Raw genomic sequence first — 26,112 nt, forward strand, 5'->3', positions numbered from 1 at the left:
ATGACAATGCGACAACTTCGGTCGTTCGTTTGTACGCTCCTTCTGCTAACGGCCGGCACGGCGGCCGATTCCTCGCCGTGGCCGGCGCAGTCCAGCCCGTTCCCTGCCGATCCCGCCGAAGAAGCCCGTCTGGACGAGATCCTTTCCGGCATGTCGCTTAGCGACAAGGTAGGGCAGGTCATCATGGGGGAAATCCAATACGCGTCCCCCAGAGACGTAAGGCGCTATCGGCTTGGCGCGGTATTGAACGGCGGCGGGTCTTTTCCGGGCAAGGATCGGCACGCGTCGGCCGCCGACTGGCTGGCGCTGGCCGACGCTTACCACGAGGCGTCCATCGACCGCGACGACGGACGGCCCGCAATCCCGGTCATCTGGGGCACCGACGCGGTGCATGGACACAACAACGTGCTCGGCGCGACGCTCTTTCCGCACAACATAGGCTTGGGAGCCACCGCCAACCCTGAATTGCTGGCGCTCATCGGGGCCGCAACCGCGCGCGAAGTGGCGGCCACCGGGATCTACTGGAATTTCGCGCCGACACTGGCCGTACCGCGCAATGACCGGTGGGGGCGGACCTACGAGGGATATTCCGAGCATCCCGACCTGGTGGCCGAACTGGGCGCCGCGCTGATCGAGGGGATGCAGGGCGCTGTTGGCCGGGACTTCATGGCGCCCGGCAGGGTGCTGGCCACCGCAAAGCACTTTCTGGGCGACGGAGGCACTACCGGGGGCGTGGACCAGGGCAATACCGAGGTCAGCGAAGATGAACTCGTGCGGATTCACGCCTCCGGCTACCGCACGGCGCTCGCGAGCGGGGCGCAGACGGTGATGGTTTCCTTCAGCTCATGGAACGGCCAGAAGATGCACGCCAATCCCTACCTGCTCAAGGAGGTGCTGAAGGGCCGAATGGGTTTTGACGGCTTCCTGGTCGGGGACTGGGACGGCCACTCGCAGGTTCCGGGCTGCAAATCAAGCAGTTGCCCGGAGGCCTTCAATGCCGGCGTGGACATGTTCATGGCCCCGCAGCACTGGAAGGTCCTGCACCGCAACCTGCTTCGCCAGGTTCGCATGGGAGAGATCACGGGCGCGCGGCTGGACGACGCCGTGCGGCGGATCCTGCGCGTCAAGCTCCGCGCCGGACTGCTGGACGCGCCGCGTCCGTCCGAGCGCCCGGTTGCGCCGGGACGCGAGAGCGGCGCGGCAGGCCGTTCGGACTGGATCGGTCATCCCGAACACCGTGCGCTGGCGCGCAGGGCAGTGAGGGAGTCGCTGGTCCTGTTGAAGAACGAGGGCGGCGTGTTGCCGATTGCACCGAAATCCAGGGTCCTGGTGGCCGGCGCGGCGGCATCCGATATCCCCGGCCAACTGGGCGGCTGGTCGATGACCTGGCAGGGCGACGATATCGAAAACTCTGATTTCCCCGGCGCCACCAGCATCCTGAACGGGGTCAGGGCGGCGTTGGAAGGTGCGGGTGGAACGGCGGAACACAGGCAATTCTCGGAAGTGCGGGCAGGGCCGGCGGCTTCCCTGCCGGACGTCGCGCTGCTCGTTTATGGCGAGCGTCCGTACGCGGAATACGAGGGCGACGTGAAGACACTGGAGTTCAGTCCCCGCGGCAAGTCCCACCTGGAAGCGGCCCGGCGTTTGCAGGCTGCCGGAATCCGGGTGGTGAGCGTCCTGCTGACCGGTCGCCCGCTGGCCGTTCCGGACGAAATCGAAGCTTCCGATGCATTCGTCGTGGCCTGGCTCCCCGGCAGCGAGGGCGCCGGGATCGCGGATGTGCTGATCGCGGATGTCGAAGGCGCTGCGCGCTACGATTTTTCAGGCCGGCTGCCTTTCTCCTGGCCGGAAAGGCCCGATCAGGCGGTCAACAACGTCGGTGACGAGTCCTACCGGCCGGCCTTTCCACTCGGCTTTGGCCTGCGCTACGAAGCTCCCGTACCGGTCGATCCCGCCGCACCCACCGAATAAGAGCCGGATCGCGTCCCGTTGGTCTTCAACAGCACGGCCGGCAGGCGCTTCAGCGTCTGGCTGCGCGGATCGACCTCGAATCCGCCGGACTCCAGCGCCGTAACGCCGAGCAGCGGTTCGGCATCGGCTTCGCCGTACACAATCGTCCCGCCGACAATTTCGCCCTCAAATTCCATCTCGGCTACCGTGATGTCCAGCGTGATGGGCTTGCCGTCCGCCAGCACGTAGCTGCGGCGTCCCTGGGGTTCAAGACCGATTGCTTCCAGGCAGGCCCTCGGCACGAGCGAGTCGAAAGCGCCGGTATCGACAAGGAATTTGCCGGTCCATTCCCTTTCTCGATTCGCAGGATTGCGAATCGTTACTTCAGTGTAAGTCGCTCCCATAATTGCATCCTTTGCGCTTGGCGGCCCAACTTCAATCTATCTCATAATCCGCCGAACGGCAATCGGAAATTGACACCGGAAACTGCACAGAAAGGCTGTACGGGCTAACGGTTGAGTTTTTCGCGGATTTCCCGGACCCGCGACTCGCTCAGATCGTACGCCGCCACGCAAGCGATGGCGAGCAGTGAAGTGATCACCGGGAGCACCACGTCGCACACGCGCATCCAGAATAATGCGCTCTCGGTCTGATTGCCCTCGAGGTTCACGTCGAAGCCGGTGAAGTTCAGAAGGAAGCCGCCCGCGGCCAGCGCCAGGGCCATGCCGAGTTTCACGACCCACCAGTAAATCGATCCGTACATGCCCTCGCGCCGCTTGCCGGTTTTCAGCTCATCGAGGTCGCAAACATCCGCCACCATGGACGGCATCAGGGTAAACAGGCTGCCCAGCCCGAAAGCGAGCAGCGGAGCGGGGATCAGCAGCAAGAGAGGGTTGGCCGGGTCGTAGCAGAACCACTTGAGCGCATAACCCAGTGTCGATATGCCGATGCAGATGAAAAACGCATGGCGTTTGCCGACCACCGTGCCCAGCCAGGCTGCGAACGCGACCACCGCGAAGGTCGAAATCGTCGCGATGGTTCCGATCATCGCGATGTACCAGCTCGCCGTATCGCGATCGCCTGCAAAGACGTAATAGATCACCACGTAGACCTGAAAGGCGGCAATGAGCTGGAAGCCGTTGAATACCAGAAAGGTCGCCCCGCAGAGTTTGAGAAAAGGCCGGTTGCTCAGGGTTTGCCCGAATCCCAGGAAAAAGCGCCGCACTTCGCCGAAAATCCGCCTGAGCCTGGATTCCCGCTCTGGGGATGCCGCTGCCATGCCGGCGAATCGTTCGCGCAGCAGGATGGCGGGCAGCACCCCGATTGCGACGCAGGCAATGCCCACCAGCACGGCCAGGACGGACGCCCCGTTCCGAATATCGGTGAACGCGTCCAACTCCATGAACACGAGGAACCAGGGGGCGATCAGGTAGGCCGACTGGCTGAAGAAGTTCTGTACGCCCATAAGGCGGGTGCGTTCGTGGTAGTCGGGCGTGAGCTCGTAGCCGAGCGCGACCCAGGGTGTCGCGAAAATCGTATAGCCCAGGAAAAACAGCAGCGACCCCGCGAGGAATACGGCGAACAGCAGCCCCTCGTCCGCGATGCGCGGCAGCTGCCACAATGCGGCGAAGGAAAGCCCCGCAAGTATCGCGCCGGCGAAGATATAGGGGCGTCGGCGGCCCCAGCGCGACCGGGTGTTATCGGAAATGTAACCCATGACGGGATCGGTGGCGGCATCGGTAAAGCGCGGAATCGCGGACAGCAGGCCCACCAGCGCGGGGTTCATCCCGTAGCCCAGGTTGAGCACCACCATCATGCCGCCGCTGGCGGCCGCGAGGAGGTTATTCGTGAAGCCTCCCAATCCGTAGGCGATCATTCGCGGGAAGGAAACGCGATCCGCCGGTGCGGTGGCGCGGTCCTTCCAGCCCCTCATCGGCGAGCGGCCTCGACTTGTACGCGAAACGGCAGGTTTGCATGACCCGCATGGCCCTTGCCGTCATAGATCTCGACGAAAAGCCGGTAAGCGCCGGGTGTGTCCGGGGCCCGCATCACGATGTGCCTGAGAGTCGTGTTCTCGATCAGGCCGTCGATTTCCTCGATCGCCTCCTCAAAGTCGCCGCCCTCGGCCGTGGCCTGGCTCTCCGGTCGGAGCGCCCACTGATAACGAAGTTCGTCGCCGTCGGGGTCGCTGGCCGAAAGCCTCGCGATATAGCTTTCCCCGGGCGCCAGCGTGACGTTCTGCCAGGCGTTCTTGCCGTGCAGCAGGAGCGATTTCACACGGGGAGCGCGATTGGCCGGCTGCGCGCCCGTCCAGGCGGTCTGCAGCGCGTCCATGGTTTCGGTCGTCTCGCCGCTGTAGGTGAACATGCTGTACCAGGTGGGCGTGCGTTCCTGTTTCTGGCCCCAGAGGAAGGCATAGCTGCCCAGGCCGTTGCCCAGATGCGGGGAAATGAATCTCCTGTATTGATCGAGGTAGTGTTTCGCCTTGCCCGAGCTGTTCTGCTCGATCGGGGCGCCCCACTCCGTGGCGTCCACCTCCCAATGTCCCAGAGGGCCCCATTCCGTGATCATGAACGGCGTGTCCGAGAGTATTCCTTCGGCAAACTCGGGCAGCAGCGCGAGTGCCCCGTACACCTGAAAACTCAGGAAGTCGAGATCCGGCGCACGCTCCTTGACAGCGCGAATGACATCCTCCTCCAGGCCGGCAATCGCAGTGGTGGTGGGGTGGTTGGGGTCCAGGTGATGCACGATGCGCGACAGATTGTTGATCTCGTCCCACAGTGCCGTGCCGTTATAAGCGAAATTGAGTTCGTTGCCGAGAATCCAGGCGAGCAGCGCTGGATGGTCCCGGTAGCGCTCCACCGCGGCCCAGACGCGGGTGCGCTGGGCCACGAGAAAGGTCTCGTCACCGTAGTCGAAACCATAGCGTGGGGCCACGACCGGCAGGCACAGCGAAACGGTCACTCCGGCTTCCAGCGCCTGATCGAGGCGCGCCTGCGCCATGTCGATATTCCAGGTGCGCACCGAGTTCCCGCCGCGGCGTGCCAGCTCCGCATAGTTGGCCACGATCGCGCCCGCGCCCTTTACGACGTAGGGCTCGCCGCCTCGCAACAACTGGTATTGGCCCTGGCCGCCGGCAACTTCCACCTTGACCGCCGCGGCTGTTTGCTGGCCCCAGCAGACGCTGCCCCACAGTGCACACACCAGGGCAGCGAGCCGTATCCGGCATGGCTTGAATGCGGTCGGAATCACGCGGATATCGCGATGTTCGCCAGCGACAGGCGCATCGCCCCTTCGGTCCAGAGCAAGAACGGAGTTTCAACCGAGCGCGGGTCGGTACCGGATTCGATAAACCGCTCCAGTTCGATGGAAACGCGCTGCCATCTGCCCTGCGGCAACTCCCTCAGAGTGTCCGTTATGTCCAGGCTGCCCCAGTGCGGGTAGGCGCTGTCCATGCGCAGAATGACCTCGCTTTCCGGGCGCGCTTCCACCCGCACTTCAAAGGTGAGCTGCGCCTTTGCCTTGGCCAGCGGCGTAAGGTCAAGGGGCCGGCTGCCGTGGAAGCTGACTTGGGCGCCTCCGCCGTGCCAGGTCACTTCGCGCGCGTCCTCCTGCGTGGACATGTCGATATTGCGCACCGACACCATGCCCGAGGGCGAGCTGGCCGAGCGCGCCGTGACCGGTACGCGCCAGCCGTCCTGGTCCCCCACATAGAGTTCGAATCCGTTTACGGGACGCTTGTCAAAAACAGACACGCGCTCCTCCGCCTGCAATCGCGCAGAATCCTCTTCGCACAGCCGGGGAAGGCTCGTGGCGGGCTCGAACACGCTCATCCCGAAGCCGTAGGGGAAAAGGGGATCGTAGTCCTCATCACCCTCGTTCAACGGCGTCTGCAGAGGGTCGCGCGGCCAGGAAAATGACAGGCGGCCGGTGAAATCATGTTCGATTTCCCGCTCCGCATTCCTGAAAAGCAAGTCGGCCACGCCCTTGCCCTCGCTTCCGGGCAGCCAGGCGGCGATGAAGGCGGTCGATGCGTTAAGTTCCGGATTGACCCACAGCGGGCGCCCGCTCAGGAATACGGAAATGGCAGGTATTCCCGCAGCGCGAAGCTTTTGCAGAATACGCAACGGTTCGGGGTGGCGGGCGGAGAAACTCAGGTGGGCGACGTCGCCTTGCCCTTCGGCGTAGGGCTCTTCTCCGAAAACCACTATGGCGGCGTCGGGGCGCTCGCGGAACTCGCCGCGGGGGCTCACTACGACGCTGCCGCCACCGGCGTGCACATGTTCCTCGATGCCGCAAAGTATGGAGTCCGCGTTCGGAAAGTCGCCGTTTTCATTGAAAGTTCCCTGCCAGGTAAGGGTCCAGCCGCCGCATTGTTTACCGATATTGTCGGCGCCATCGCCAGCCACCAGCACGCGCCCGCCGGGTTTCAGCGGGAGTATTCCGCCATCGTTCTTCAACAGCACCAGGGACTCGCGCACCGCCTGACGGGCAAGCGCGCGATGCCGGGGCGCGGCCAGCGTCCGCGGGTTTCCGGCCCCGGCGCGCGCGGACGGTCGAGGCTTTGCAAAAAGGCCCAAGCGAAACTTGACGCGCAGGATCCGGGACACGGCGTCGTTGATTCGGTCGATGCTCACCTGGCCCAGCTCAAGTCGCTCAAGCAGACACTCGTACGCCTGCCGCCAGTTCTCGGGCGCCATGAGCATGTCGATTCCAGCGTTGACCGATTCGGCGCAAGCGTCGCCGAAGTCCTCGTCAACCTGCTGAAATCCGTTCCAGTCGCTGATCACGAATCCCGTGAACCCCATCTGCTCCTTGAGTGCGTGGGTGAGTAAATGGCGGTGGCTGTGCAGCTTGGCTCCATTGAAGTCGTTGAACGACGCCATCACGACCTGCACGCCGGCGGCAATGGCGGCCATGTGACCCGGAGCGTGGAGGTCGCGCAGTTGCTCTTCGCTGCATCGGGTGCTGCCCTGATCGATGCCTTTCCCGGTGCCCCCCTCGCCGATGAAGTGCTTGGCCGTGGCCAGGACCTTCCCCGGGCCGCCCAAAGCACCGGGGGCGGGATTGCCCTGAAGGCCGCGAATCAGCCGGGGCGCATACTCTCGGGCAATTTCCGGGCTTTCCGAATAGCTTTCGTAGGTTCGCCCCCAGCGGTCATCCCGCGCCACTGCAAGCGTGGGCGCGAAGGTCCAGTCCATTCCGCTGGCTACGATCTCGGCCGCGGTGGCCGCGCCGATGGCATCGATCAGTTGCGGATTGCGCGCGGCGCCCAGCCCGATATTGTGCGGAAATACGGTGGCGCCGCATACGTTGGAATGGCCGTGCACCGCATCCGTCCCCCACATGATGGGCACGCCGCCGCCGGCGGTGGACGCTTCGTAGAACGCATCGGCAACACCCAGCCATTCGCTCAGGGCGGCGCGCTTGTTGTTGCCGGGGGCACAGCCGCCGCCGTTGAGTATCGCCCCGACCGGAATCTGAACAAGATCTTCCGGCCTGATCGACGAGATTTCCGCCTGAATCATCTGTGCGACCTTCTGCCTGGCCGTCATCTTCCCCAGGCGGCGCGCTACTTCCGCTTCGATTCGCGTTTGCGCTTCGGCGTGCCGGTCCAGCGGGCTGCGGCAATCGGGCCAGCGCGGCCCTTGCGCGGATCCGCTCACTATTCGGCCGGTCCGGGCGCCGCGAGCGAGTCGCGCATCACGATTTCGCAATCGAATTCCTGGTGTCCCGCAACCTGGGCAACGCCGGCCACCTGGTCGATGAGCCGCAATGCGGCGGTCGAAGCCATCTCGCTGATGGGTTGCCTCAGCGTGGTCAAGGCGGGCCAGGTGTGCGAAGCGATCGGCGAGTCGTCAAACCCCACCACCGACACGTCGCCAGGCACGTCAAGGCCCAGTTCCCGGGCCGCCACGATTGCGCCGGCGGCCATATCGTCGTTGCTGGCAATGATGGCGGTAGGGCAGGGCTGCCTGCGAAGCAGTTGATTCGCCGCCTGTTTGCCGGAGTCAAAGGTAAAAAAGCCCCGTGAAATCAGATGCTCGCCGGAATCCAGGCCGTGTTTGCGCATACTCGCGAGAAACCCGCTCAGCCGCTTGTGACTGGAGCCGTGGCGCGGGTCGCCCTCGATGAACCCGATCCGCCGGTGTCCTATTGAAATGACGTGTTCCGTGAGTTGTTCGCAGGCTTCCCGGTCCCTCGGGTTTACCGAAATCGTATCGGGCGCCGCGACGCCCGGCGATACCTGCGCCATCGGTATCCCAAGCTCCTTCAACATCGCGACGACGTCCGGATGGTCGCTGAGGGGCGCAAGCAACACTACGCCGTCAACCCTCGTCTGGAGCACGAAGCGGCGCACATCGTCAACCGCGACCCGCTCCGGGCAGGGACGCAGCAGCAGGGAAAGATTGCGCGACCGACAAGCGTCGAATACGCCTTCAAGGGCCTTCTGCACGTAGCTGAACTCCTGCGGATTCTCGTACAGCAGGCCGATCGAGTGAGTCAGCCTCCCCTTGAGGCCCCGTGCCTGGGGGTGGGGCTCGTAATTGAGTGCGTCGGCGGCCTTGAGGACACGATCGCGAGTGCTGTTCCTGACCGTGGGTTCCTTGTTGAGCACTCGCGAGACAGTCTTGATCGACACCTCCGCCCGGGCGGCAACGTCGTGGATGGTGGCCCTGGGAGCGCCTCTTGCGGCCTTTGCCTGCTGTTTGTCGTTCATGGCGCGAATCGCGTGCAAGTTTATCCGGCGTGATGGAGTGGAGTGGTTCTCCATTGTGGCGACTGCGAACCTGGTGCTCCTGGCTGAGCACCGGGTTCGCGTGCCGCCGGCCCCCGTGGAGGAACAGGGGCGCTGCTAAAAGCCCTTGCTGAAGCGCACGCCGTACGTTCTCGGCGGGAAAAAGTTGGCGCGCCAGTAGCCCGGTCCGGGGTCCGCCCAGGAGCGCACCAGTTCATCGCTCAGGTTATAGCCGAACAACACCAGCGCCCAACCCTGATCCTCGTTGATGATTCTGAAGTCCGCATTGAAGGTGCTCACCGCCTTCTGACCCGCATGGAATGGGCCGTCGGTGTAGTTGTTGTCGTTGAAGAACATCTCGGCCTGCCAGTTCCAGGTCACAGACGGTCCGACGACCCAGCCGTTGCCCAGCCACCAGGTGTGGTCCACTGTTGCCGAGAATGACCATTCCGGCGACCAAGGGAGCTTGTTCCCCGACAGGTCCGTCGGCCGGCGCAGCGTGTTGTCGCCCCGGAGTTGGGTCGGGTCCTGGGGTGGGCAGGGCGTCAGTCCCATGTAGGCCCGCTCAAAGCAGAACAGCCCGTCCTCGCCGTCCTCGAGCTTGTCGATTTCGGCGTTCAGGTACGACACCCAGCCGTAGAACCGGCCGCCGGGCCAGGGCTCGGCCCAGTCCCACTCGAACTCCGCGCCGAAGATGCCGGCTTCCGCCAGGTTGGTGGTGAGCAGCGTGCCGATATCGTTGCCGCTGTGGATGGACTCGCCGACGATGACCCACGAGGTGCGTTGCATGTTGCTGTAGTCGTTGAAGAAGACATTGGCAAGCAGACGCAGGTTTCCGTCCAGGGCTTCGCCCTTCAGGCCCAACTCATATGTAATGACTTCCTCGGGATCGTACGGGAAGGCGGTCACCTCGCCGCACTCGCAGATATCCACCTTGTCGCCGAAGCCGCCGGCCTTGAAGCCGCTGGCTACGTAACCGTATGCGAACAGATCGTTGCTTAGGAGATAGTCGAACCCGACGCGCCAGGTGCCTTGTCCCCAGTCCGCCTGGTAGGTGTTGTCGGTGCCCGGAATCCTTGAGGTGAAGTCCTCCGCATGCGACCCCATGGCGCTGGTCAGCTTGTCGGCCTGGTAAAAGGCCGGATCCGCTGCCCAGCCGGGGACCACTCCAATCAGTCCCCAGGACTCGTACCAAAATGAGCCGTCCGGATCGTAGGCGCCGGGATTGACCCAGTAACCGATGGTCTGGTGGTTCGACCCGCCCTTGTCGAACTTCTCGTCCCAGGTCTGGCGATAGCCGACAGTCAGGTTCGCCCTGTCCGTCACGGCATAGTCGAACTGGGCGAACAAAGCCTCCGTGGACACGCCGCGGTCCGGTTGCAGGAACGCTTGCGCCAGCGGAACTCCGCCCGCGCAGCAGAATGGAAGTTCGACGTCGAAACGAATGGAATTCTCTTCTTCCATGAAGAATGCGCCCGCTATCCACGAGAGGTCGCCGTCGCCGGTTGACTTGAATTGCAACTCGTGGACCATCGATTTGTAGGTCGAAAAACGGGTCGTCAATTGCAGGTCCTCGAAGGGAAACTTGACTTCCACGCCGAACCCATGCTGTTCAAAGGCGCCGGCGTCGCGAACCAGCGGCGGGGCGCCGCAGCAGAACCTGGCTATTCCGTAACCGGGGTGGTCGGGATCGACCCAGGCACCGCCATCGCCGTCGTACTGCTGGTACCGGTCCTGTTCCGACCATGCGACGCGGTATTCCATCACGACCGAGTCGAGAATGTCCCAGGTGAACTCGGACCGCACCGTCTGGATGGTGAAATCCAGCTCGCCGGGCACGTTGATCCGGGCGTACCACTGGTCATGATCACATTCGAAGAAGGTGCCTGCGGCTTTCTCGCAATCCTTGAGCGACAGGCCGCCGGGGCTGTTGTCCTGGAAGTGATCGTAGGTGAGTTGCCAGCTCGCCGCGTCTCCCAGGTAGGCACGCGCGGCAAGGCGGAAAGCCCAGCGGTCAACGGCGAAATAGGCTTCGTCATCGCCCACGTCGCGGTTCCGCCTCTGATCGGTGTTGGGAATGCCGTCCGCGGGAATCTCAAAATTGCCGTCGCCATCCGGATCGAAGGCCAGGTCGAACCGGTCCGTCTCCTGGTGAATATAGGAGTCTGATTCTTCCCTCATGCCGGAAATGCGAAAAGCCAGGTTCTCGTTGACTGGGAGGTTGATCCAGGCTCGTGCACCAATCCGGCTGAACCTGCCGGCATCAAGCTCGACATTGCCTTCCAGGGCTTCGGTGTCGGGCTGGGCAGTAATGATGTTGATGCTGCCGGAAGTCGAGTTTCGTCCGAACAGCGTGCCTTGCGGTCCGCGCAGTATTTCCACGCGGCCGACGTCATGCAGCAGCGCCAGCCCCGCCTGCGGTCGGGGCGTGTACATGCCGTCGACATGTATGGCGACCGTTGGATCACCGAGCTCCGTGAAGTTATTTGAGGTAATGCCGCGCACGGTGACCTGCACACCGGAATCCGAAGGCGAGGAGCCGACCTGCATGTTCGGCACAAGGTCCCCGAGATCCGTTACGTCACTTACCCCCTGACTGGTCAATCTCTCCTGCGTGACAGCGGAGACTGCGATCGGCGTTGACATGAGGTCGGTGGCCCGCTTGGTTGCCGTAACGACGATTTCCTCGATGACGATTACATTGCCTCCGTCGTCCTGCTGAGCCAAAGCCGGCCCGGCGCCGCCCAGAATCAGGAGCGGCAGGACAACGGCGGATGGGCGCAAGAGCCGCGAAGCTGTGGCGCGAAAATCAAACATGATTCCTCCCCTTGTTTGAACAGGACACCGAATTTATCCCTAGAATGACAACGTTGTCAATACATCCTGTCAACGCAAGGCAACGGCTTCAACTGGCACACGGAAGTTCGAGCGGCTACAATTCCGCCTCTTGTGTAGGGGCCATAGCTCAGCCGGGAGAGCGCTTGCATGGCATGCAAGAGGTCGGCGGTTCGATCCCGCCTGGCTCCACCAGAATTCTCAAGTCCCCATCGTCTAGTGGTTAGGACACCGGCCTTTCACGCCGGCAACAGGGGTTCGAATCCCCTTGGGGACGCCACTTTACATACGGATAGATGACTTGGTGATGGTTTCCGAGCTGCTGGATGCATCCGAGCCGGCCCCGTACGAGGTACACAGGCCTGGTGCGACGGCGCCCCAACTGGTGGTTTGCGATCACGCCGCCCGGCGAATCCCGAGGGCCCTCGACCATCTCGGACTCTCGCAGGAACATCGCGCAAGCCACATTGCCCAGGATCTCGGGGCGGGCGAGCTGGCGCTGGCATTGAGCGCACGCCTCAACTCCACCGCCGTGCTCTGCAACTACTCACGCCTGGTCGTGGACTGCAACCGGGCGCTTACGGACGCATCCGCCTTTCTCGACCGTAGCGACGGGGTCGAAGTGCCCGGTAACCTGGGGTTGAGCGCAGAAGACAAGGAACTTCGGGCTGCGGCCATTTACCGGCCCTATCGCGGCGCAATCGACCGGGAACTGGATCGCCTTTGCTCGATCGTGGAAGCACCCGTGCTGATTGCAATACACAGCTTTACGCGGTTCCTTGACGGCGAGGATCGGCGCTGGGATTGCGGTGTGCTGTGGGACCTGGACGCCCGGATCGCCCGCCCGCTGCTCGACGGCCTGCGCGAGGACGGAACGCTTCTGGTGGGCGACAACCAGCCGTATTCCGGGCGGCATCCCGAAGACTTCACCGTCGATCATCACGCCGAGGACCGCAACTTTCCGTACGCGGCGATGGAGGTCCGCCAGGATCTGCTGGACACGCCCGCGAAGCTGGAGCGCATGGCGGACCGGATCCACGCGGCGCTCGAACCCATCCTTTCCGATCCCGGCCTCTATACGCTGCGCAGCTAGGTCAGCCGTGCGCGCGGTCGGTGGCGTCCCGCCCGAAACCGCGTTATGATTTCTGTCCACAATAATGAGGACGGGCAAGGGCCGCGCGGTGCAAGCGCCCGTCCAGGGAGGCTTAGGGCATGCTGATTCTTACCCGCCGGTCCGGAGAGGCCGTAATCGTTGGCGATAACGTGCGCATTGCGGTGCTGGACATACGGGGCAACCAGGTCCGGCTGGGAGTTGAGGCGCCGCGCGAGGTGACCGTGCATCGCGAAGAGGTCTACCAGCGTATTGTCGAAGAGCAAGGCAGTGTGACCGGAGAAGACGAGGAGTCCTAGTGCGGACTCCGCACCAGCGGAGAGGTGGCTGAGCGGACGAAAGCGCTCCCCTGCTAAGGGAGTAAGGGTTGATAGCCCTTCGTGGGTTCGAATCCCACCCTCTCCGCCATAATCCGGAAGGAGCGAGACCGCATGAAGTCCACGCCTGAAATCAGATTGACCCGCCGGTCATTTGTCGCGGCCGGCGGTTCGCTCGTGCTCGCCGGGTACCTGCCGAAAGGGCGGTCCAGCGAAGCGGAGGGTTTTCGCCCGAGCGCCTGGATCGAGATTGATCCCGGCGGCGACGTCTCGTTTGTCTGCGACCGCACGGACATGGGGCAGGGCAGCCCCTGGGCGCTGGCCCGCATCGTCGCCGAAGAGCTGGAGGCGCCCTGGGATCGCGTATCCGTTGCGCCCATGCCCGACAACCCGGCCGGCTGGCCACGCAGCATGGGCACCGGAGGCAGCACGGCGGTAAGCGGTTCCTACGACCTGCTACGCAAGGCGGCGGCCTCGGCCCGCGAGATGCTGCGGCTGGCCGCGGCGGTGGAGTGGGGCATCAGCCCGTCCGAGTGCGTCTGCCGTGACGGCGTGGTGACCAATCGCGCCACGGGCGCCCGGCTGGATTACGGTGCGCTGACCGGACTTGCCGCGCAACTGGATCCGCCCCAGGACCCTCCTCTCAAGGATGTGTCCGACTACCGTCTTGTCGGCCGATCGTTCCAGCGCGCGGATGTTCCTCCAAAGACCCTCGGCGCCCAGACCTATGCCATCGACGTGCGCCTGCCCAGGCAGTTGACCGGCCTGATCGCCCGTTCGCCCTGGCCCGGTTCCGTCGAACGGCGCGCGATCTACGATGCGGAGGCTGCCCTGAGCCTCCCCGGCGTGACGGATGTCTTCGAGATTCCTGGCGACGAGCACAGGCCGCCCGGCGTAGTGGTGCTGGCGGGCGATTTCTGGCAGGCGCAGCAGGCGCGCGCAGCGCTCGACGTGCGGTGGGTTCCGCCCGATGGCGGCGAGCAAACGGGTGCGACGGACCGGTCCGCGGATTTTCGCCGCCGCCTGGTTACGGCCCTCTACGAGCCCGGTTCCAGGGCGCGCAGCGAAGGCAATGTTCGCGAAACCATGCGGGAGCCTGGGCTGCGCCGGGTCATGGCGCAGTACGAGGTTCCGTTTCTTCATCACGCAACGATGGAACCGATGAATTGCACGGCCGATGTCCGCGTGAATCGCTGCGAGGTATGGGCGCCGACCCAGACCCAGACCCGGGCCCAGCAGATCGCCGCGAAGCTCACCGGCCTGCCCATCGAAGCGGTACACATCTACACGCCGGCGCTCGGCGGAGGCTTCGGACGCCGGCTGGAGAACGATTACGTTGCCGAAGCCGTGCTTGCTTCGCAGTACGCCGGCCGGCCCGTCAAGATCATCTGGACACGCGAGGACGACATGCGGCACGGCTATTTCCGGCCCCCCGCGATCAGCCTGATGCGCGGGGCGCTGGACGAAAACGGCGAACTGCGGGCCTGGCGGCAGCACATCGCCTCGCCTTCCTTGCTCCGGCAGATGCGGGGAATGGAGCCGGAAGTGGATACCGCCGCCGTCCAGGGAGCCGCGGACCTGCCCTATCGGGTGCCGAACCTCGAGGTCAGCCATGTAGAAGTGCGCTCACCGGTCAACCTGGGTTTCTGGCGGTCCGTGGGCCACTCCTACAACTGCTTCTTTGTGGAGACCTTCATTGACGAGCTGGCCCACGCGGCCGGCCGCGATCCGTTTGCCTTCCGGATGTCGCTGCTGCCTGATGAGTCAAGGATGGCGGCCGTGCTTTCACGTGCTGCGCAGGAAGCGGGCTGGGGCAGGCCGCCCGGCGCGCACAGCGGTCTCGGCATTGCCTGCACCCACAGTTTCGGCAGCCTTGCGGCCCAGGTGGCCCGGGTTTCGGTGGAGCGGGGCCGGCTGCGCATCGAGCGCATCGACTGCGCCGTGGACTGCGGGCTGGCGGTCGACCCCGCCACGCTGGAGTCGCAGATCAGCGGGGGAATCCTGTACGCCCTGACCGCGGCCCTGCACGGCAGAATCCGACTGGACCGCGACGGCGCGGTGGAGCGCAATTTCGACAGCTACAGGATGCTGCTCATGAACGACACGCCCGATATCCGGGTGCATATCGTCAACAGCGGGGCCCCGATCGGGGGCATAGGCGAAGTGGGCGTGCCGCCTGCCGCGCCGGCCGTGGGCAATGCGATTTTCGCGGCGCTGGGCAAGCGTCTGCGCACGCTGCCGTTCGAGGTTCCGGCGGCGCAAAACGTCCGGGTGGAGGAACAGCTTTGAAGAAACGGTGTTTTCGTATCGGCGCCATTGCGGTAGCCGCGGGGGTATTGCTTGGTGGATGCCAGGCGGGCGATGAGTCCGGGCAGGCGGGCGACGAGTCCGGGCCGATGGGCGTTCCGATACGGTTTACCGAGGAGGCCGCGGAGCGCGGGATCGCCGACGTCGGGCTGGACGGCGCCGGTGTTGCCTTCAATGACTACGACGGCGACGGAGATCCCGATATCTACATCACCAACAACGACAGCGGAACCCTCGGTCACGAATTCCGCAATCGATTGTGGGAAAACGACGGGAACGGCTATTTCACCGACGTGGCGGAAGCCCGCGGCGCAACCAACGAAGGGGGCCTGGGGCGCGGCATTACCTTCGGCGACTACGATCTCGACGGTGACGACGACATGATTGTGGCGAACATGCAATCGGGCGCACGCGGCGGCTACGATCCCCCGGTCACGCTGTACCGCAACCGGCTGGCGGAGACCGGCGTGCCGGACTTCGAGGACGTCACCGCCGATAGCTGGCTGATACGCGAGGGCGTCTACGAGGACGAGTCCAACGGAGGCATCACCGCAACGTCCGGCGGCGTCGGCTTCGGCGACTATGACGGCGACGGCTGGCTGGACATCGTCTGGCGAGCGGCGGACTACGAGGTGGACCATGCCCTGTTCCGCAACGACGGCGCCGGCGAGTTCGAGGACACGACCGAAAGCGCCGGCGTGTTGCTGCTCAAGAGCCTGAAGGAGGCCAACAGCCAGGGATCTCCCGGCTGGTTCGATTTCGATTACGACGGCGACCTGGACCTGCTTGCTCCGAACGAGGGCGGACCCAACACCCTGTTCATGAACGAGGGCAATGGGGAGTTCACCGACATCACCCGTTCCCGGCAGCCGCCGTCGGGCTGGGCCTTTCTCAATCCGGGCAACGCCAATGGCGTGTGCCTGGGCGACGTGGACAACGACGGCGACATCGACGCCTATCTGCCCAACGCCGACCAGGCCAACCGGCTGATCCGCAACGACTACGCGGAAACCGGCCAGGCCGGTTTCACCGACATCACGTTCGCTTCCGGCTCCGGGGATGAAGGCGGCGCGCGTGGCTGCACGATGGGCGATTACGACAACGACGGCTGGCTCGACATCTACGTGAGCAACGGCGGTCCTTCCAACGTGCTGATCAACGACATCGTGGTCGACATGCCGTCCTTCGTGCAGTTCTACATTGCGTTCAAACCGGCGAACAACGCGCTTCTGCGCAACAACGGCGACGGAACCTTCACCGACGTGACCGCCGGTTCAGGCGCCGAGGGCTACAGCATCGGCGCGGGAGTGGCCAGTGGCGACGTCAACGGCGACGGCTTTACCGACATCGTCGGCACCGCGCGGACCTTCTACAACCGCGGCGAGATGCTGTCGGAGCCGCAGCGCAACTTCCTGTGGCTGAACCAGGGCAACGACAACCACTGGATCAAGGTGCGCCTGGAAGGCCAGCGGCTCAACGCCCGGATACGGGTGGTTTCCGGCGACCTCGTTCAATGGCGCGAAATCTTCTCGTCCACCGGCTACAACTCCGTGGACGACCCGGCGCCGGTCTTCGGCCTGGGAAGCCGCGACGGCGTGGACCGCGTTGACGTTTGCTGGGCCGACGGCCGTTCGCAGACGGTCCTCGACCCGCCCCTGGATCAGGAACTGCTTGTGTCGGCGGCTGCCCTGGAACCGCCCGGCGCCAGCAGCCAGACCAGCGACGCCCAGACCAGCAGTACCGCCTGCGCGCCGGCCATGAGCAGGAACGGCGCCCAGGGCGTGGACGCGCTGAACAGTGCGCCTCCAACGCCTGCCGCCAGGATGATTCCCACGGAACCGAACACGCTCAGCAAGCCGATCACCGCGCCCCGCTCGCGCGGCGGCGCCTCCTGACCGACCAGCGCCATGCTGCTCATGATGGCGCCGGCCATCGCCGCGCCCAACAGGGCGAACAGAGGCAGCATGCGCAGGTCGAGCGGCGACTCCACGAAGTAAAGCGCACCGTAGGCCACAACTGAAAGCGCGAGCGACAGGGCCGCCCCCGCAACGCGGTTGATCCGGTCGAGTATGGATCCGAAGATGAACGACCAGGCCACCGCGAAGACCTGCATGACCGCAAACGGAAGAAACACCTGGTATTGCGCGACCGCGGCTTCTCCGCCGGCCGCCTTGACGGCCATCGTGGCCCACAGCGATACGAACAATCCGGCCACGACCATGTCGCCCCGCGACGTCATCGCGGTGGCGTAGGCCAGCAGGATGCGCGGGTTCCTTGCCTGGCGGAAGCCCGCCGCCACGAGTTCGGACCACCGCGGACGCTTGTGCGTGTACTCCGGCACTCCGCCCTTGAGGCCGAAGCGGAAAACAACAACGGAAATGAAGCACACCAGGGCTGCCGCCCCATACGCGTAGCGGCCGGCGGCAACGGGATCCAGGCCGGCGTCCTGCAGCCATTTGGGCAAGGCCGAAACCAGGCGCGTTGCGAAGACAATGCCCAGGGCGTTGAACGCCGAACTGAATCCGACCACGCGCCCGCGCGAGGATTCCACCGGATAGTCGTTCTGGATCGTGGCGGTCATCGATGCAACCGCCGCTACGCCCACGCCGAAGATGATCCGGAAGTACATCAGATGAATGACTTCCGTGGCCCAGGGATACATGGCGTAGCTGAGTCCGATCAGGCCGATGCCCAGCATGATGACCGGTCGCCGGCCGATGCGGTCGGCCAGCATCCCGCAGGGCCAGATCAGCAGCAGCGCGATGATCTCGGTCATCCCGGTGAGTTGCCCGGTAATGGCCCCGGCAACGCCCTGGTCCGTGATGCCGAGATGCTCGGTGAGGATGTACGGCTGGGAAAAGTTCATGTTCGTCATCATCCCGATGCAGATCAGGGATGCGTACATGTAGGTCCAGAAGTGCCGGACCGTCACGCCCGTTGCGAGCTGGATCTGCCCAATGCGCGCGCCGGCGCTGCGGTCAATGTCGATCATCGAATGGTTCCGTCGTTGCCGCCGCCATCATATACGCGGGATTGCGGAAACTGGTGCAGAATTGCCCGCGGTGGCGGCGGACGATTGACTGAATGCTGGGTGTAGACGACAGGCTGGTGACACCGGCCACGATGAAGTGGGTCAGGGTGGGCCTGATCGCCGGCATCGCGACGATGCCGATGACCATTCTGCTGTACTACGTGCTCGGGCTGGCGGTCGATGCCGCCTGGCAGGGCAGCAACCTCTTGCGCCAGTGGTTCTGGGTCCTTGCCGTCCTGGTGCTTGCAAAGGCGGTCCTTGCCTGGGTGTTCCGGACCGGACAGTTCAGGGCCTCCAGCGAGGCCAAACTGAACGTGCGCGACCGCATACACAGGAAGGTCGTCGAGCTGGGTCCCGGCCTTCTCGGCAAACGGCGAACCGGAGAGATCGCCAACATCGCGACCGAAGGCGTCGAGTATCTCGACTATTACTTCAGCGTCTACTTCGTGCAGATCTGGGTCGCCATCGCCATTCCCGTCATGCTCTGCGCGGCGATCTTCTGGATCGACTGGGTCGTGGGCCTGTGGATGCTGGCCGGCGTGCCGCTCACACCCCTGTTCGTGGGGTCTTCTGCGCGCGGATTCCGGCGCATCAGCGCGCAGAACGAGGACGTGAAGAACCGCAACAGCTCCCAGTACCTGGATTCCATCCAGGGCATGACCACGCTCAAGATGTTCAATCAGGAAAAAACGCGCGGCAGGGAGATGGAAGCGGGGAACGAGGTGCAGCGCCGCACCACGATGAAACTGCTGGCCGTGGCCCAGTCGCAGTTCATCTTCCTGGAGCTCGGGTTTGCCCTGTTCTCGACGGCGGTGGCCATGGCCGTGGCCCTGTACCGGTACTCCGGCGGCCATGTCAGTCCGGGCGAAGCGCTCGCGGTCGTGCTCATCAGCCTGGAGTTCAGCCGTACGCTTCTGCTCATCGGCGAGTTCTTCTTCGCCGGCGCGCTGGGTCGCGAGGTGGCACGCACGGTCCGTGAGTTCCTGGATGAGAAGGCCCCGGTGCGGTTCGCGGCGGAAGATGCATCGACGGAATTGCCCGGTGACGAAGTGAGCATCCGGATCAGGGACGTGTCCTTTACCTATCCCGGCGCCGATGCGCCGGCGGTGCGGAATTTCTCGATGGACCTCGACCCGGGGGAGACCGTGGCGCTGGTTGGCCGCAGCGGGTCCGGGAAGACCACGGTGACCAACCTGCTTCTGCGGACGCTGGACCCGGATTCGGGCGAAATCCTGTTTGGCGGAATCCCGGAACGCGAACTGTCTCTCGAGCAGATACGCAGGCAGATCGCCCTGGTTCCGCAAGATCCATTCCTGTTCTACGGGACCATTGCGGAGAACCTGCGGGTCGCCCGGGAGGAAGCGTCGGACGAGGAACTCTTCGAGGCGCTCAAGGGCGCCGAACTGTTCGATTTCGTAGAGGCCTGCCCCGATGGTCTGGATACGATGGTCGGCGACCAGGGCATGGCGCTGAGCGCGGGACAGGCTCAGCGGCTCGCAATCGCCCGGGCCATTCTCAAGGACGCGCCCATCATCGTTCTCGACGAGCCGACCTCGCAGATCGACGTGGAAACGGAAACCGCCCTGCATCAGGCCCTCCAGCGCCTTACGCGCGGCAAGACGGTCCTGCTGATCGCCCACCGCCTGAGCACGATCGAACAGGCCGACCGTATCGTCGTCATGGAGGCCGGCGCCGTATCCGAAAAAGGCACGCGCGACGAGTTGCTTGCTCACGGCGGCATCTACGCCGGCATGATCCGGACGAAGAAGGAGCTGGAGGGCCTGGCCGGGGCGGCGGCGTGATGTCCACGGTGAGCAATGCGCGCATCATCCGGCGGCTGTTGGGCCACATGCGGCCCTTTGGCTGGATCATGTGCATTTCGCTGGTCGCCCGCGTCGTCAAGATTGTTGCGCAAGCCGCCGTGCTGGGCATCGCGGCCGCTGGCGTGGGCATCTACGTTGCCGCCCACCAACCCGGCGCCGTTCAATGGGACGTGATCTTCACGCAGGTGAAGTGGATTGCGGTAGCGGGAACGACCGTCGGCGTTGCGTCGTATATCGAGCAGTACACCGGCCATTACGTGGCGTTCCGCATCCTGGCGGCTTTCCGCAATATCTTCTACTACGCGATGCTGCCGCTGGCGCCGGCCCGCACGGCCAAACTGCAGTCCGGCGACGCGGTCAGCCGGGTCATGTCGGACTGCGAGCGGGTCGAGCCCTTCTATGCGCACACCATCGCCCCGGCGGTGGCCGCAATCTGCGTTCCCGCCGCAATTCTGGCGTGGTGTTACAGCGTGCATCCGTCCTTTATTGCGGTACTGGTGCCGTTCTACCTGGCCACGACCTTCGTTTTGCCCTGGCTGGTGGCGAAGCTGGGCGGCGATGGCGTGGCCTATCGCGAGCAGCTTGGACAGGTCAACGCCTACGTGGCCGACAGCATTCAGGGCGTTCGCGACACGGTTGCGTTCGGTTACGAAAAGCGCCGCGGCGAACAGCTCTGGCGAATCGGCGCCACGATGCAGCAAGGCCAGGACAAGCTTTACGGGGCCGACGCCACCCAGCGCGCGCTGGGCGAGATCTTCGTTGCCGTGGGCATTCTCGCCGCGGCCTGGTGGGGCATCGAGCTGACCCTGGACGGGCGGATATCGGCATTGGTCGATCTGCCCGCAATCATCGCCGTGTCGGTGATCGGCTTTTACACGTCGATCGGGCTCGCAAACAATTACACGGACTTCCGCGTTTCGATCATCGCGGCGCGCCGCCTGTTCTCGATGATGGATGAGCCTCCGGCGGTGCGGGAAACGGCCGGCGCGGCGGCCGGCGGCGTGGAATCCGCCTCGCTGCATTTCCGCAACGTTTCCTTCGAATACGATTCGGACGACTCCGAGTGGAGCCGTGGCCGCAGGGTGCTGGAGAATTTCTCGCTCGATATCGAGGCCGGCAGGCAGGTGGCGCTGGTAGGCCCCAGCGGCACGGGGAAGTCGACGCTCATCAATCTGCTCCTGCGTCACTGGGACGCCGAAAGCGGCGAGATCGCCATCGGCGACCGTCCGGTCAGCAATTTCTCGCTGGAAGCCCTGCAGAAGCAGTTCGCCGTGGTTTCCCAGCGCAGCTACATCTTCAACGAGTCCGTCGGCGAGAACATCCTGTTCGGCCGTCCAGACGCATCGCGGGAGGAGGTGGAGGCGGCGGCGAAGGACGCGGGCCTGAGTGAGTGGATCGCTTCATTGCCGGACGGCTACGAATCGCCGTGCGGGGAGCGCGGCGGAAAGCTTTCCGGCGGTCAGCGGCAGCGCATCGCCATTGCCCGGGCCATCCTCAAGGATGCGCCGATCGTGCTGCTGGACGAGCCCACCTCCAGCCTGGATGTGGAAACGGAAAAGGGCGTGATGGAAGCCCAGCGGCGCCTGTGCCGGAACAAGACCACTCTGACGATCGCGCATCGGCTGTCGACCGTGGTGGACAGCGACGAAATCCTCGTCATGATCAAGGGAAAAATCGCCGAACGCGGCACCCACGGGGAACTGATGGTCGCCGGCGGCTGGTACGCGCAGATGTTTACCCTGCAACTGGACGAAGTGGACGCCGCGCTGGTCGCCTGAGAACGACGCGCTGCCGGGCGTGCCCCGGGTTCAGTGCCTGCCCATGGCGGCCGCGGCTCCCGGCTTCCACTCGCCCGGCGCCACCACCCAGATGACGATGGCCACGACGATCAGCACGGAATTCGAGCCGGCTATCAGCACGAACGGCGCCCAGGGCGTCGCCGCGCTGAACAATCCACCGCCTACGTTGGCGGCCAGGATGATGCCCACGGAACCGAACAGGCTCAGCAGGCCGATCACGGCGCCGCGCTTGGCGGGCGGCGCTTCCTGGCCCACCAGCGCCATGCTGCTCATCATGCCGCTGGCCATGGACGCGCCCAGCAGGGCAAAGAGCGGCAGCATGCGCAAGTCCAGGGGCGTTTCCACGAAATACATCGAGCCGTAGGCGACGATCGCCATCGCCATCGACAGGACCACACCGGCGACCCGGCTGACGCGGTCCAGTATCCAGCCGAACACGAACGACCAGCCCACGGCGAACACCTGGACCACCATGAACGGCAGCCATACCTGGTATTGCGCAACGGCGACGTCGCCCCCGGCGGCCCTGACCGCGGTGGTCGCCCACAGGGACATGAACAGGCCGGCCACGACCAGGGCTCCACGCGCCGTTACGGTGTACAGGTAGGCGAGCATGATGCGCGGGTTCCTCATCTCCTCGATGCCCGAGCGGATCAGGGCCCACCAGCGGGGCCGCTGCCGCACCTCTTCGGGCACGCCTGCCTTCAGGCCGAAGCGGAATATCAGCAGCGACACGAAGCACAACAGCGCGGCCGTGCCGTAGGCGTAGCGGCCCGCGGCCACCGGCTCCAGGCCGGCATCCTGCAGCCACTTGGGCAGCGCCGACACCAGGCGGGTCGCAAATACGATGCCCAGCGCGTTGAAGGCCGAACTGAAACCGATCACACGCCCTCGCGAGGACTCAGTGGGATAGTCGTTCTGGATCGTGGCCGTCATGGCCGCTGCGGCGGCCACGCCGATGCCGAAGATGACCCGCATCGCCAGGAGTTGCGAGACTTCCGTTGCCCAGGGATAGACGGCGTAGCTGAGCCCGATCATGCCGATGCCCAGCATGATGACCGGCCGGCGTCCGATGCGGTCGGCAAGAATGCCGAACGGCCAGATCAGCATCAGGCTCATGATTTCCGTGACTAGCGTGAGCTGGCCGGTGATCCTGCCCGCCAGGCTCGGGTCGGCGATTCCCAGGTGCTCGATGAGGATGTACGGCTGGGAGAAGTTCATGTTCGAGATCATCCCGATGCAGATCAGGGACGCGTACATGTAGGTCCAGAAGTGCGTAATCCGCACCCCCGTCGCCAGCTCGATATTGCCTATCCGCGCGGTCATGCGTTCTCCTCCCAAAGACCGCCAGCCATCATATCCCACGCCCCGGGAGCGAGAACGTCCGCCGGACCGAGAGCATGACCCTCGCGGCGTCCCGCCATCCAGTAAAGCGCGAGGCACTGGCTGCGCAGGTGTTTCTGCGGAAACACTTCCAAAGGCCGAAATCGCATGCTCCTCTTTCCTTGACCGGAATTCAGGCAGCAGGTGCGGTGTCGACAAACGGGTTGAGCGCACGGACGGCGCCGTAGTGTTGTCCGGGGTTCAGGTCCTCGGTGTAGATCGCTTCGCAATCCAGAGCCTGCGCGGCTGCAATGATCGCGCCGTCCCAGTAGGAGAGCTGGAAGCGGCGACTGATATCGACGGCGTCAAGAAACACGTCGGGGGTCATGGCCTGGATCCGAAACAGCAGGATCGGTTCAAGGAATCGCAATGCGCTCTCGCTCGAAAGGCGTGTAGCCCGAGCGGGACGCGTGGCCTGGAAGTAGAACTCCTGCAACACCGGCACCGACACGGCGAGATCGCACTCGCTCAGAACGTCCCTCGCCCGGTCCCGTTTGCCGGCCTCTGCCGGGTCCTCGCTGACGGCGTACAGAAGCACATTGGTGTCCACAAATCGCACGGCGAATGGCTCCAGCGGTCAGGAATCCCCGCTTGAGCGGTCGCGTACGGGCGCCGCCTCCGTGCGCATCGCAGCGCGGTCGTAGAGCGCCTCCCTGGGCAGGTTTTCGGACATTCGCAATCCCACGCCGTTCGCGTCGAAGTCCGCGAACACTTCCCTCAATTGCCTGCAGCGTCGCTGATAGGGAGTCTCGCCAGGCTCCGCGTGGGACTGGTGCTTTCCGTCGCGGTTCGCAGCCAGACTCGTCAGATACGCACGCACCAGAGCGGAAACGGAAGTGCCCAGTTCGGCCGCGCGTATCCGGGCTAGCCGATGGCAGTCGTCGTCGATGGATACCGTGATGTTCTTCATAGTCACAGTCTCACAGTTTCTGTGTAGCACAGCATAGGCTCCCGCCGAATGTCCGTCAACCCGCTGTCCCGTGTATTGCGCGGGCGCGCGGACTGGTCTAGTGTTGACTTGGGCAAGCCGGCCAGGCAATCGCCGGTCGCGCCGGGTTTTCCGGTGCGGCGGGAGGAAAGTCCGGGCTCCGGCGGACGGGACGCCAGGTAACGCCTGGGGGGCGCAAGCCTACGGAAAGTGCCACAGAAAAGATACCGCCCGGCGCCTTCGGGAATGCCGGGTAAGGGTGAAATGGTGCGGTAAGAGCGCACCGCGCGGCCGGCAACGGCCGTGGCAGGGTAAACCCCGTCCGGAGCAAGGCTGAATAGGGAAGCAATGCGTATGTCCGCACGCGCTTCCGGGTAAGCTGCTCGAGGCCGCCGGCGACGGCGGTCCTAGATGAATGATTGCCCCCGACAGAACCCGGCTTATCGGCCGGCTTGCCCCTTCTCGCGCAGGCGGCGGATCAGGCTGGAGGTGTCCCAGCGCCCGCCGTCCATGGCCTGAATCTCCGCGTAGAAACGGTCCACCAGTTCGGCGACCGGGAGTTCGGCGCCGTTGCGCTCCGCTTCGTCCATGGCGTATCCGAGGTCCTTGCGCATCCAGTCCACCGCGAAGCCGAATTCGAAGTCGTCGGCCAGCATCGTGGCGTGGCGGTTGTCGAGCTGCCATGACTGGGCCGCTCCGGCGCCGATCAGGCGCGCGACCTGCTCGCCGTCAAGCCCGGAGCGCTGCGCGAAGTTCAGTCCTTCCGAGAGCGCCTGCACGAGGCCGGCGATGCAGATCTGGTTGACCATCTTGGTGAGCTGGCCCGCGCCGGCCGGCCCCATGAGGTCGATTCGCGCGCCGTAGCATTCGAGGAGCGGAAGCACGCGGTCGTAGTGCTCCCTACGCCCGCCTGCCATGATCGCAAGCTTGCCGTTTTCGGCCCCGGCCTGACCTCCGGAAACGGGCGCGTCAACGAAAGCAAGACCGCGCTCGCCCGCGCTGCCGTCCAGTTCGCGCGCCAGTTCGGCCGACGTGGTTGTGTGATCGACAAGAATCGCACCGCCGCGCATGCCCGCAAACGCGCCGTCGCGCTCCAGCGTCACGGCGCGGACATCCTCGTCGCGCCCCACGCAGGTGAAAACGAACTCCGCTTCCCGGCAGGCCGCGGCCGGACTTGCCACCGCCGCACCGCCGTATTCCTCCACCCAGCGTTCGGCCCGCGACAGCGTGCGGTTGAATACCGTGACCGCATGACCCGCGCGCGCCAGGTGTCCGGCCATCGGGTAGCCCATGACCCCCAGCCCGATGAACGCCGCCTTGCTCAAGCCTTGGGCAGGGTCACGCCGGTCTGGCCCTGGTACTTGCCGCCGCGGTCCCTGTACGAGGTTTCACACTCCTCGCCCGCCTGGAAGAAAATCATCTGCGCCACGCCCTCATTGGCGTAGATCTTGGCCGGCAGCGGAGTCGTGTTCGAGAATTCCAGCGTCACGTAACCCTCCCACTCCGGTTCCAGCGGAGTGACGTTCACGATGATGCCGCAGCGCGCGTAGGTGGACTTGCCCAGGCAGATCGTCAGCACGTTTCTGGGAATGCGGAAGTACTCCACCGTGCGCGCCAGCGCAAACGAATTGGGCGGGATTACGCAGTGATCGCCGCTCAGCGAAACGAAGCTCTTGCTCTCGAACTGCTTGGGATCGACGACCGCGGAGTGGATATTTGTGAACACCTTGAACTCGTTGGCGCAGCGCACGTCGTAGCCGTAGCTGGAGACGCCGTACGAAATCACCCGCCGCTCTCCTACCCGGCGGACCTGCTGCTCGGCGAACGGCTCGATCATGCGGTGTTCGACGGCCATCCGCCGAATCCAGCTGTCCGGGCCGATGCTCACA

General features: G+C 64.6%; 18 protein-coding genes, 3 tRNA genes, 1 other RNA gene and 1 pseudogene. 11 read left to right on the forward strand and 12 right to left on the reverse strand.

Translation table 11 applies throughout. The annotated features are described in order from the left end of the window. Nucleotides 1-1,971 (forward strand): glycoside hydrolase family 3 protein, encoded by a 1,971-nt coding sequence (locus F4036_06460; protein ID MYK37381.1) that lies wholly within the window; start codon nt 1-3, stop codon nt 1,969-1,971. Here the strand turns inward: F4036_06460 and F4036_06465 are convergent. From F4036_06465 to F4036_06490, 6 genes are all read right to left on the reverse strand, one after another. Then, nucleotides 1,926-2,354 (reverse strand): clan AA aspartic protease, encoded by a 429-nt coding sequence (locus F4036_06465; GenBank protein ID MYK37382.1) that lies wholly within the window; start codon nt 2,352-2,354, stop codon nt 1,926-1,928. The genes F4036_06460 and F4036_06465 overlap by 46 nt on opposite strands. A gap of 104 nt (nt 2,355-2,458) precedes the next feature. After that, nucleotides 2,459-3,883, reverse strand: a complete 1,425-nt coding sequence (locus F4036_06470; protein MYK37383.1) for an MFS transporter — start codon at nt 3,881-3,883, stop codon at nt 2,459-2,461. Further along, nucleotides 3,880-5,202 carry a hypothetical protein gene (locus F4036_06475; GenBank protein ID MYK37384.1) on the reverse strand — a complete coding sequence of 441 codons (1,323 nt, stop codon included), beginning with the start codon at nt 5,200-5,202 and terminating at the stop codon, nt 3,880-3,882. The genes F4036_06470 and F4036_06475 overlap by 4 nt, the downstream gene beginning before the upstream one ends. Then, nucleotides 5,199-7,616, reverse strand: a complete 2,418-nt coding sequence (locus F4036_06480) for a glycoside hydrolase family 3 protein (GenBank protein MYK37385.1) — start codon at nt 7,614-7,616, stop codon at nt 5,199-5,201. The genes F4036_06475 and F4036_06480 overlap by 4 nt, the downstream gene beginning before the upstream one ends. Then, a complete protein-coding gene (locus tag F4036_06485) occupies nt 7,616-8,725 on the reverse strand; it encodes a LacI family transcriptional regulator (GenBank protein MYK37386.1) in 1,110 nt (369 codons plus the stop codon). The genes F4036_06480 and F4036_06485 overlap by 1 nt, the downstream gene beginning before the upstream one ends. Before the next feature lie 81 nt (nt 8,726-8,806). Continuing rightward, nucleotides 8,807-11,506, reverse strand: coding sequence for a TonB-dependent receptor (locus tag F4036_06490; GenBank protein ID MYK37387.1), 2,700 nt, complete (start codon nt 11,504-11,506; stop codon nt 8,807-8,809). Between the two features lie 137 nt (nt 11,507-11,643). Here F4036_06490 and F4036_06495 point away from each other — a divergent pair. The 7 genes from F4036_06495 to F4036_06525 all read left to right on the forward strand — a co-directional run bounded on the left by F4036_06495 (nt 11,644) and on the right by F4036_06525 (nt 17,154). Then, a tRNA-Ala gene (locus F4036_06495) sits at nt 11,644-11,719 on the forward strand. A 10-nt stretch (nt 11,720-11,729) separates the two neighbouring features. Then, nucleotides 11,730-11,804, forward strand: a tRNA-Glu gene (locus F4036_06500). A gap of 24 nt (nt 11,805-11,828) precedes the next feature. Then, nucleotides 11,829-12,617 carry an N-formylglutamate amidohydrolase gene (locus F4036_06505; protein MYK37388.1) on the forward strand — a complete coding sequence of 263 codons (789 nt, stop codon included), beginning with the start codon at nt 11,829-11,831 and terminating at the stop codon, nt 12,615-12,617. A 119-nt stretch (nt 12,618-12,736) separates the two neighbouring features. After that, a complete protein-coding gene (gene csrA / locus F4036_06510) occupies nt 12,737-12,934 on the forward strand; it encodes a carbon storage regulator CsrA (GenBank protein MYK37389.1) in 198 nt (65 codons plus the stop codon). Between the two features lie 18 nt (nt 12,935-12,952). Further along, a tRNA-Ser gene (locus tag F4036_06515) sits at nt 12,953-13,043 on the forward strand. A gap of 23 nt (nt 13,044-13,066) precedes the next feature. Next, entirely contained in the window at nt 13,067-15,241 is a 2,175-nt protein-coding gene (locus tag F4036_06520) for a xanthine dehydrogenase family protein molybdopterin-binding subunit (GenBank protein MYK37390.1), read from the forward strand. After that, nucleotides 15,238-17,154 (forward strand): CRTAC1 family protein, encoded by a 1,917-nt coding sequence (locus F4036_06525; GenBank protein MYK37391.1) that lies wholly within the window; start codon nt 15,238-15,240, stop codon nt 17,152-17,154. The genes F4036_06520 and F4036_06525 overlap by 4 nt, the downstream gene beginning before the upstream one ends. Here the strand turns inward: F4036_06525 and F4036_06530 are convergent. Then, nucleotides 16,920-18,251: an MFS transporter gene (locus F4036_06530; GenBank protein ID MYK37392.1), complete on the reverse strand. Its 1,332-nt coding sequence runs from the start codon at nt 18,249-18,251 to the stop codon at nt 16,920-16,922. The genes F4036_06525 and F4036_06530 overlap by 235 nt on opposite strands. A 92-nt stretch (nt 18,252-18,343) precedes the next feature. Here F4036_06530 and F4036_06535 point away from each other — a divergent pair, with 92 nt between their 5' ends. After that, nucleotides 18,344-20,092: an ABC transporter ATP-binding protein gene (locus F4036_06535; protein MYK37393.1), complete on the forward strand. Its 1,749-nt coding sequence runs from the start codon at nt 18,344-18,346 to the stop codon at nt 20,090-20,092. After that, nucleotides 20,089-21,891 (forward strand): ABC transporter ATP-binding protein, encoded by a 1,803-nt coding sequence (locus tag F4036_06540; protein ID MYK37394.1) that lies wholly within the window; start codon nt 20,089-20,091, stop codon nt 21,889-21,891. The genes F4036_06535 and F4036_06540 overlap by 4 nt, the downstream gene beginning before the upstream one ends. Before the next feature lie 30 nt (nt 21,892-21,921). Here the strand turns inward: F4036_06540 and F4036_06545 are convergent, their stop codons facing one another. The 3 genes from F4036_06545 to F4036_06555 all read right to left on the reverse strand — a co-directional run bounded on the left by F4036_06545 (nt 21,922) and on the right by F4036_06555 (nt 24,205). Then, a complete protein-coding gene (locus tag F4036_06545) occupies nt 21,922-23,238 on the reverse strand; it encodes an MFS transporter (protein ID MYK37395.1) in 1,317 nt (438 codons plus the stop codon). Nucleotides 23,239-23,428: 190 nt separating this feature from the next. Continuing rightward, nucleotides 23,429-23,869 (reverse strand): PIN domain-containing protein, encoded by a 441-nt coding sequence (locus F4036_06550; protein MYK37396.1) that lies wholly within the window; start codon nt 23,867-23,869, stop codon nt 23,429-23,431. 3 nt (nt 23,870-23,872) lie between these two features. Then, nucleotides 23,873-24,205, reverse strand: coding sequence for a hypothetical protein (locus F4036_06555; GenBank protein MYK37397.1), 333 nt, complete (start codon nt 24,203-24,205; stop codon nt 23,873-23,875). Nucleotides 24,206-24,318: 113 nt separating this feature from the next. Between F4036_06555 and rnpB the strand changes: the two genes are divergently transcribed. Next, nucleotides 24,319-24,682: RNase P RNA component class A (gene rnpB, locus F4036_06560), an RNA gene on the forward strand. A 5-nt stretch (nt 24,683-24,687) separates the two neighbouring features. On the opposite strand, the pseudogene F4036_06565 reads toward rnpB, so the two are convergent. Both F4036_06565 and F4036_06570 read right to left on the reverse strand, forming a co-directional pair. Next, nucleotides 24,688-25,548, reverse strand: a pseudogene (locus tag F4036_06565) (NAD(P)-dependent oxidoreductase). Beyond that, the gene (locus tag F4036_06570) at nt 25,545-26,111 is read right to left on the reverse strand and encodes a dCTP deaminase (GenBank protein MYK37398.1); all 567 of its coding nucleotides are present in this window, start codon (nt 26,109-26,111) and stop codon (nt 25,545-25,547) included. Before F4036_06570 ends, F4036_06565 begins: the two are co-directional and overlap by 4 nt. Between the last annotated feature and the right edge of the window lies 1 nt (nt 26,112).

It is taken from the genome of Gammaproteobacteria bacterium (genome assembly GCA_009845905.1).
Lineage (GTDB): Bacteria > Pseudomonadota > Gammaproteobacteria > Steroidobacterales > Foliamicaceae > Foliamicus.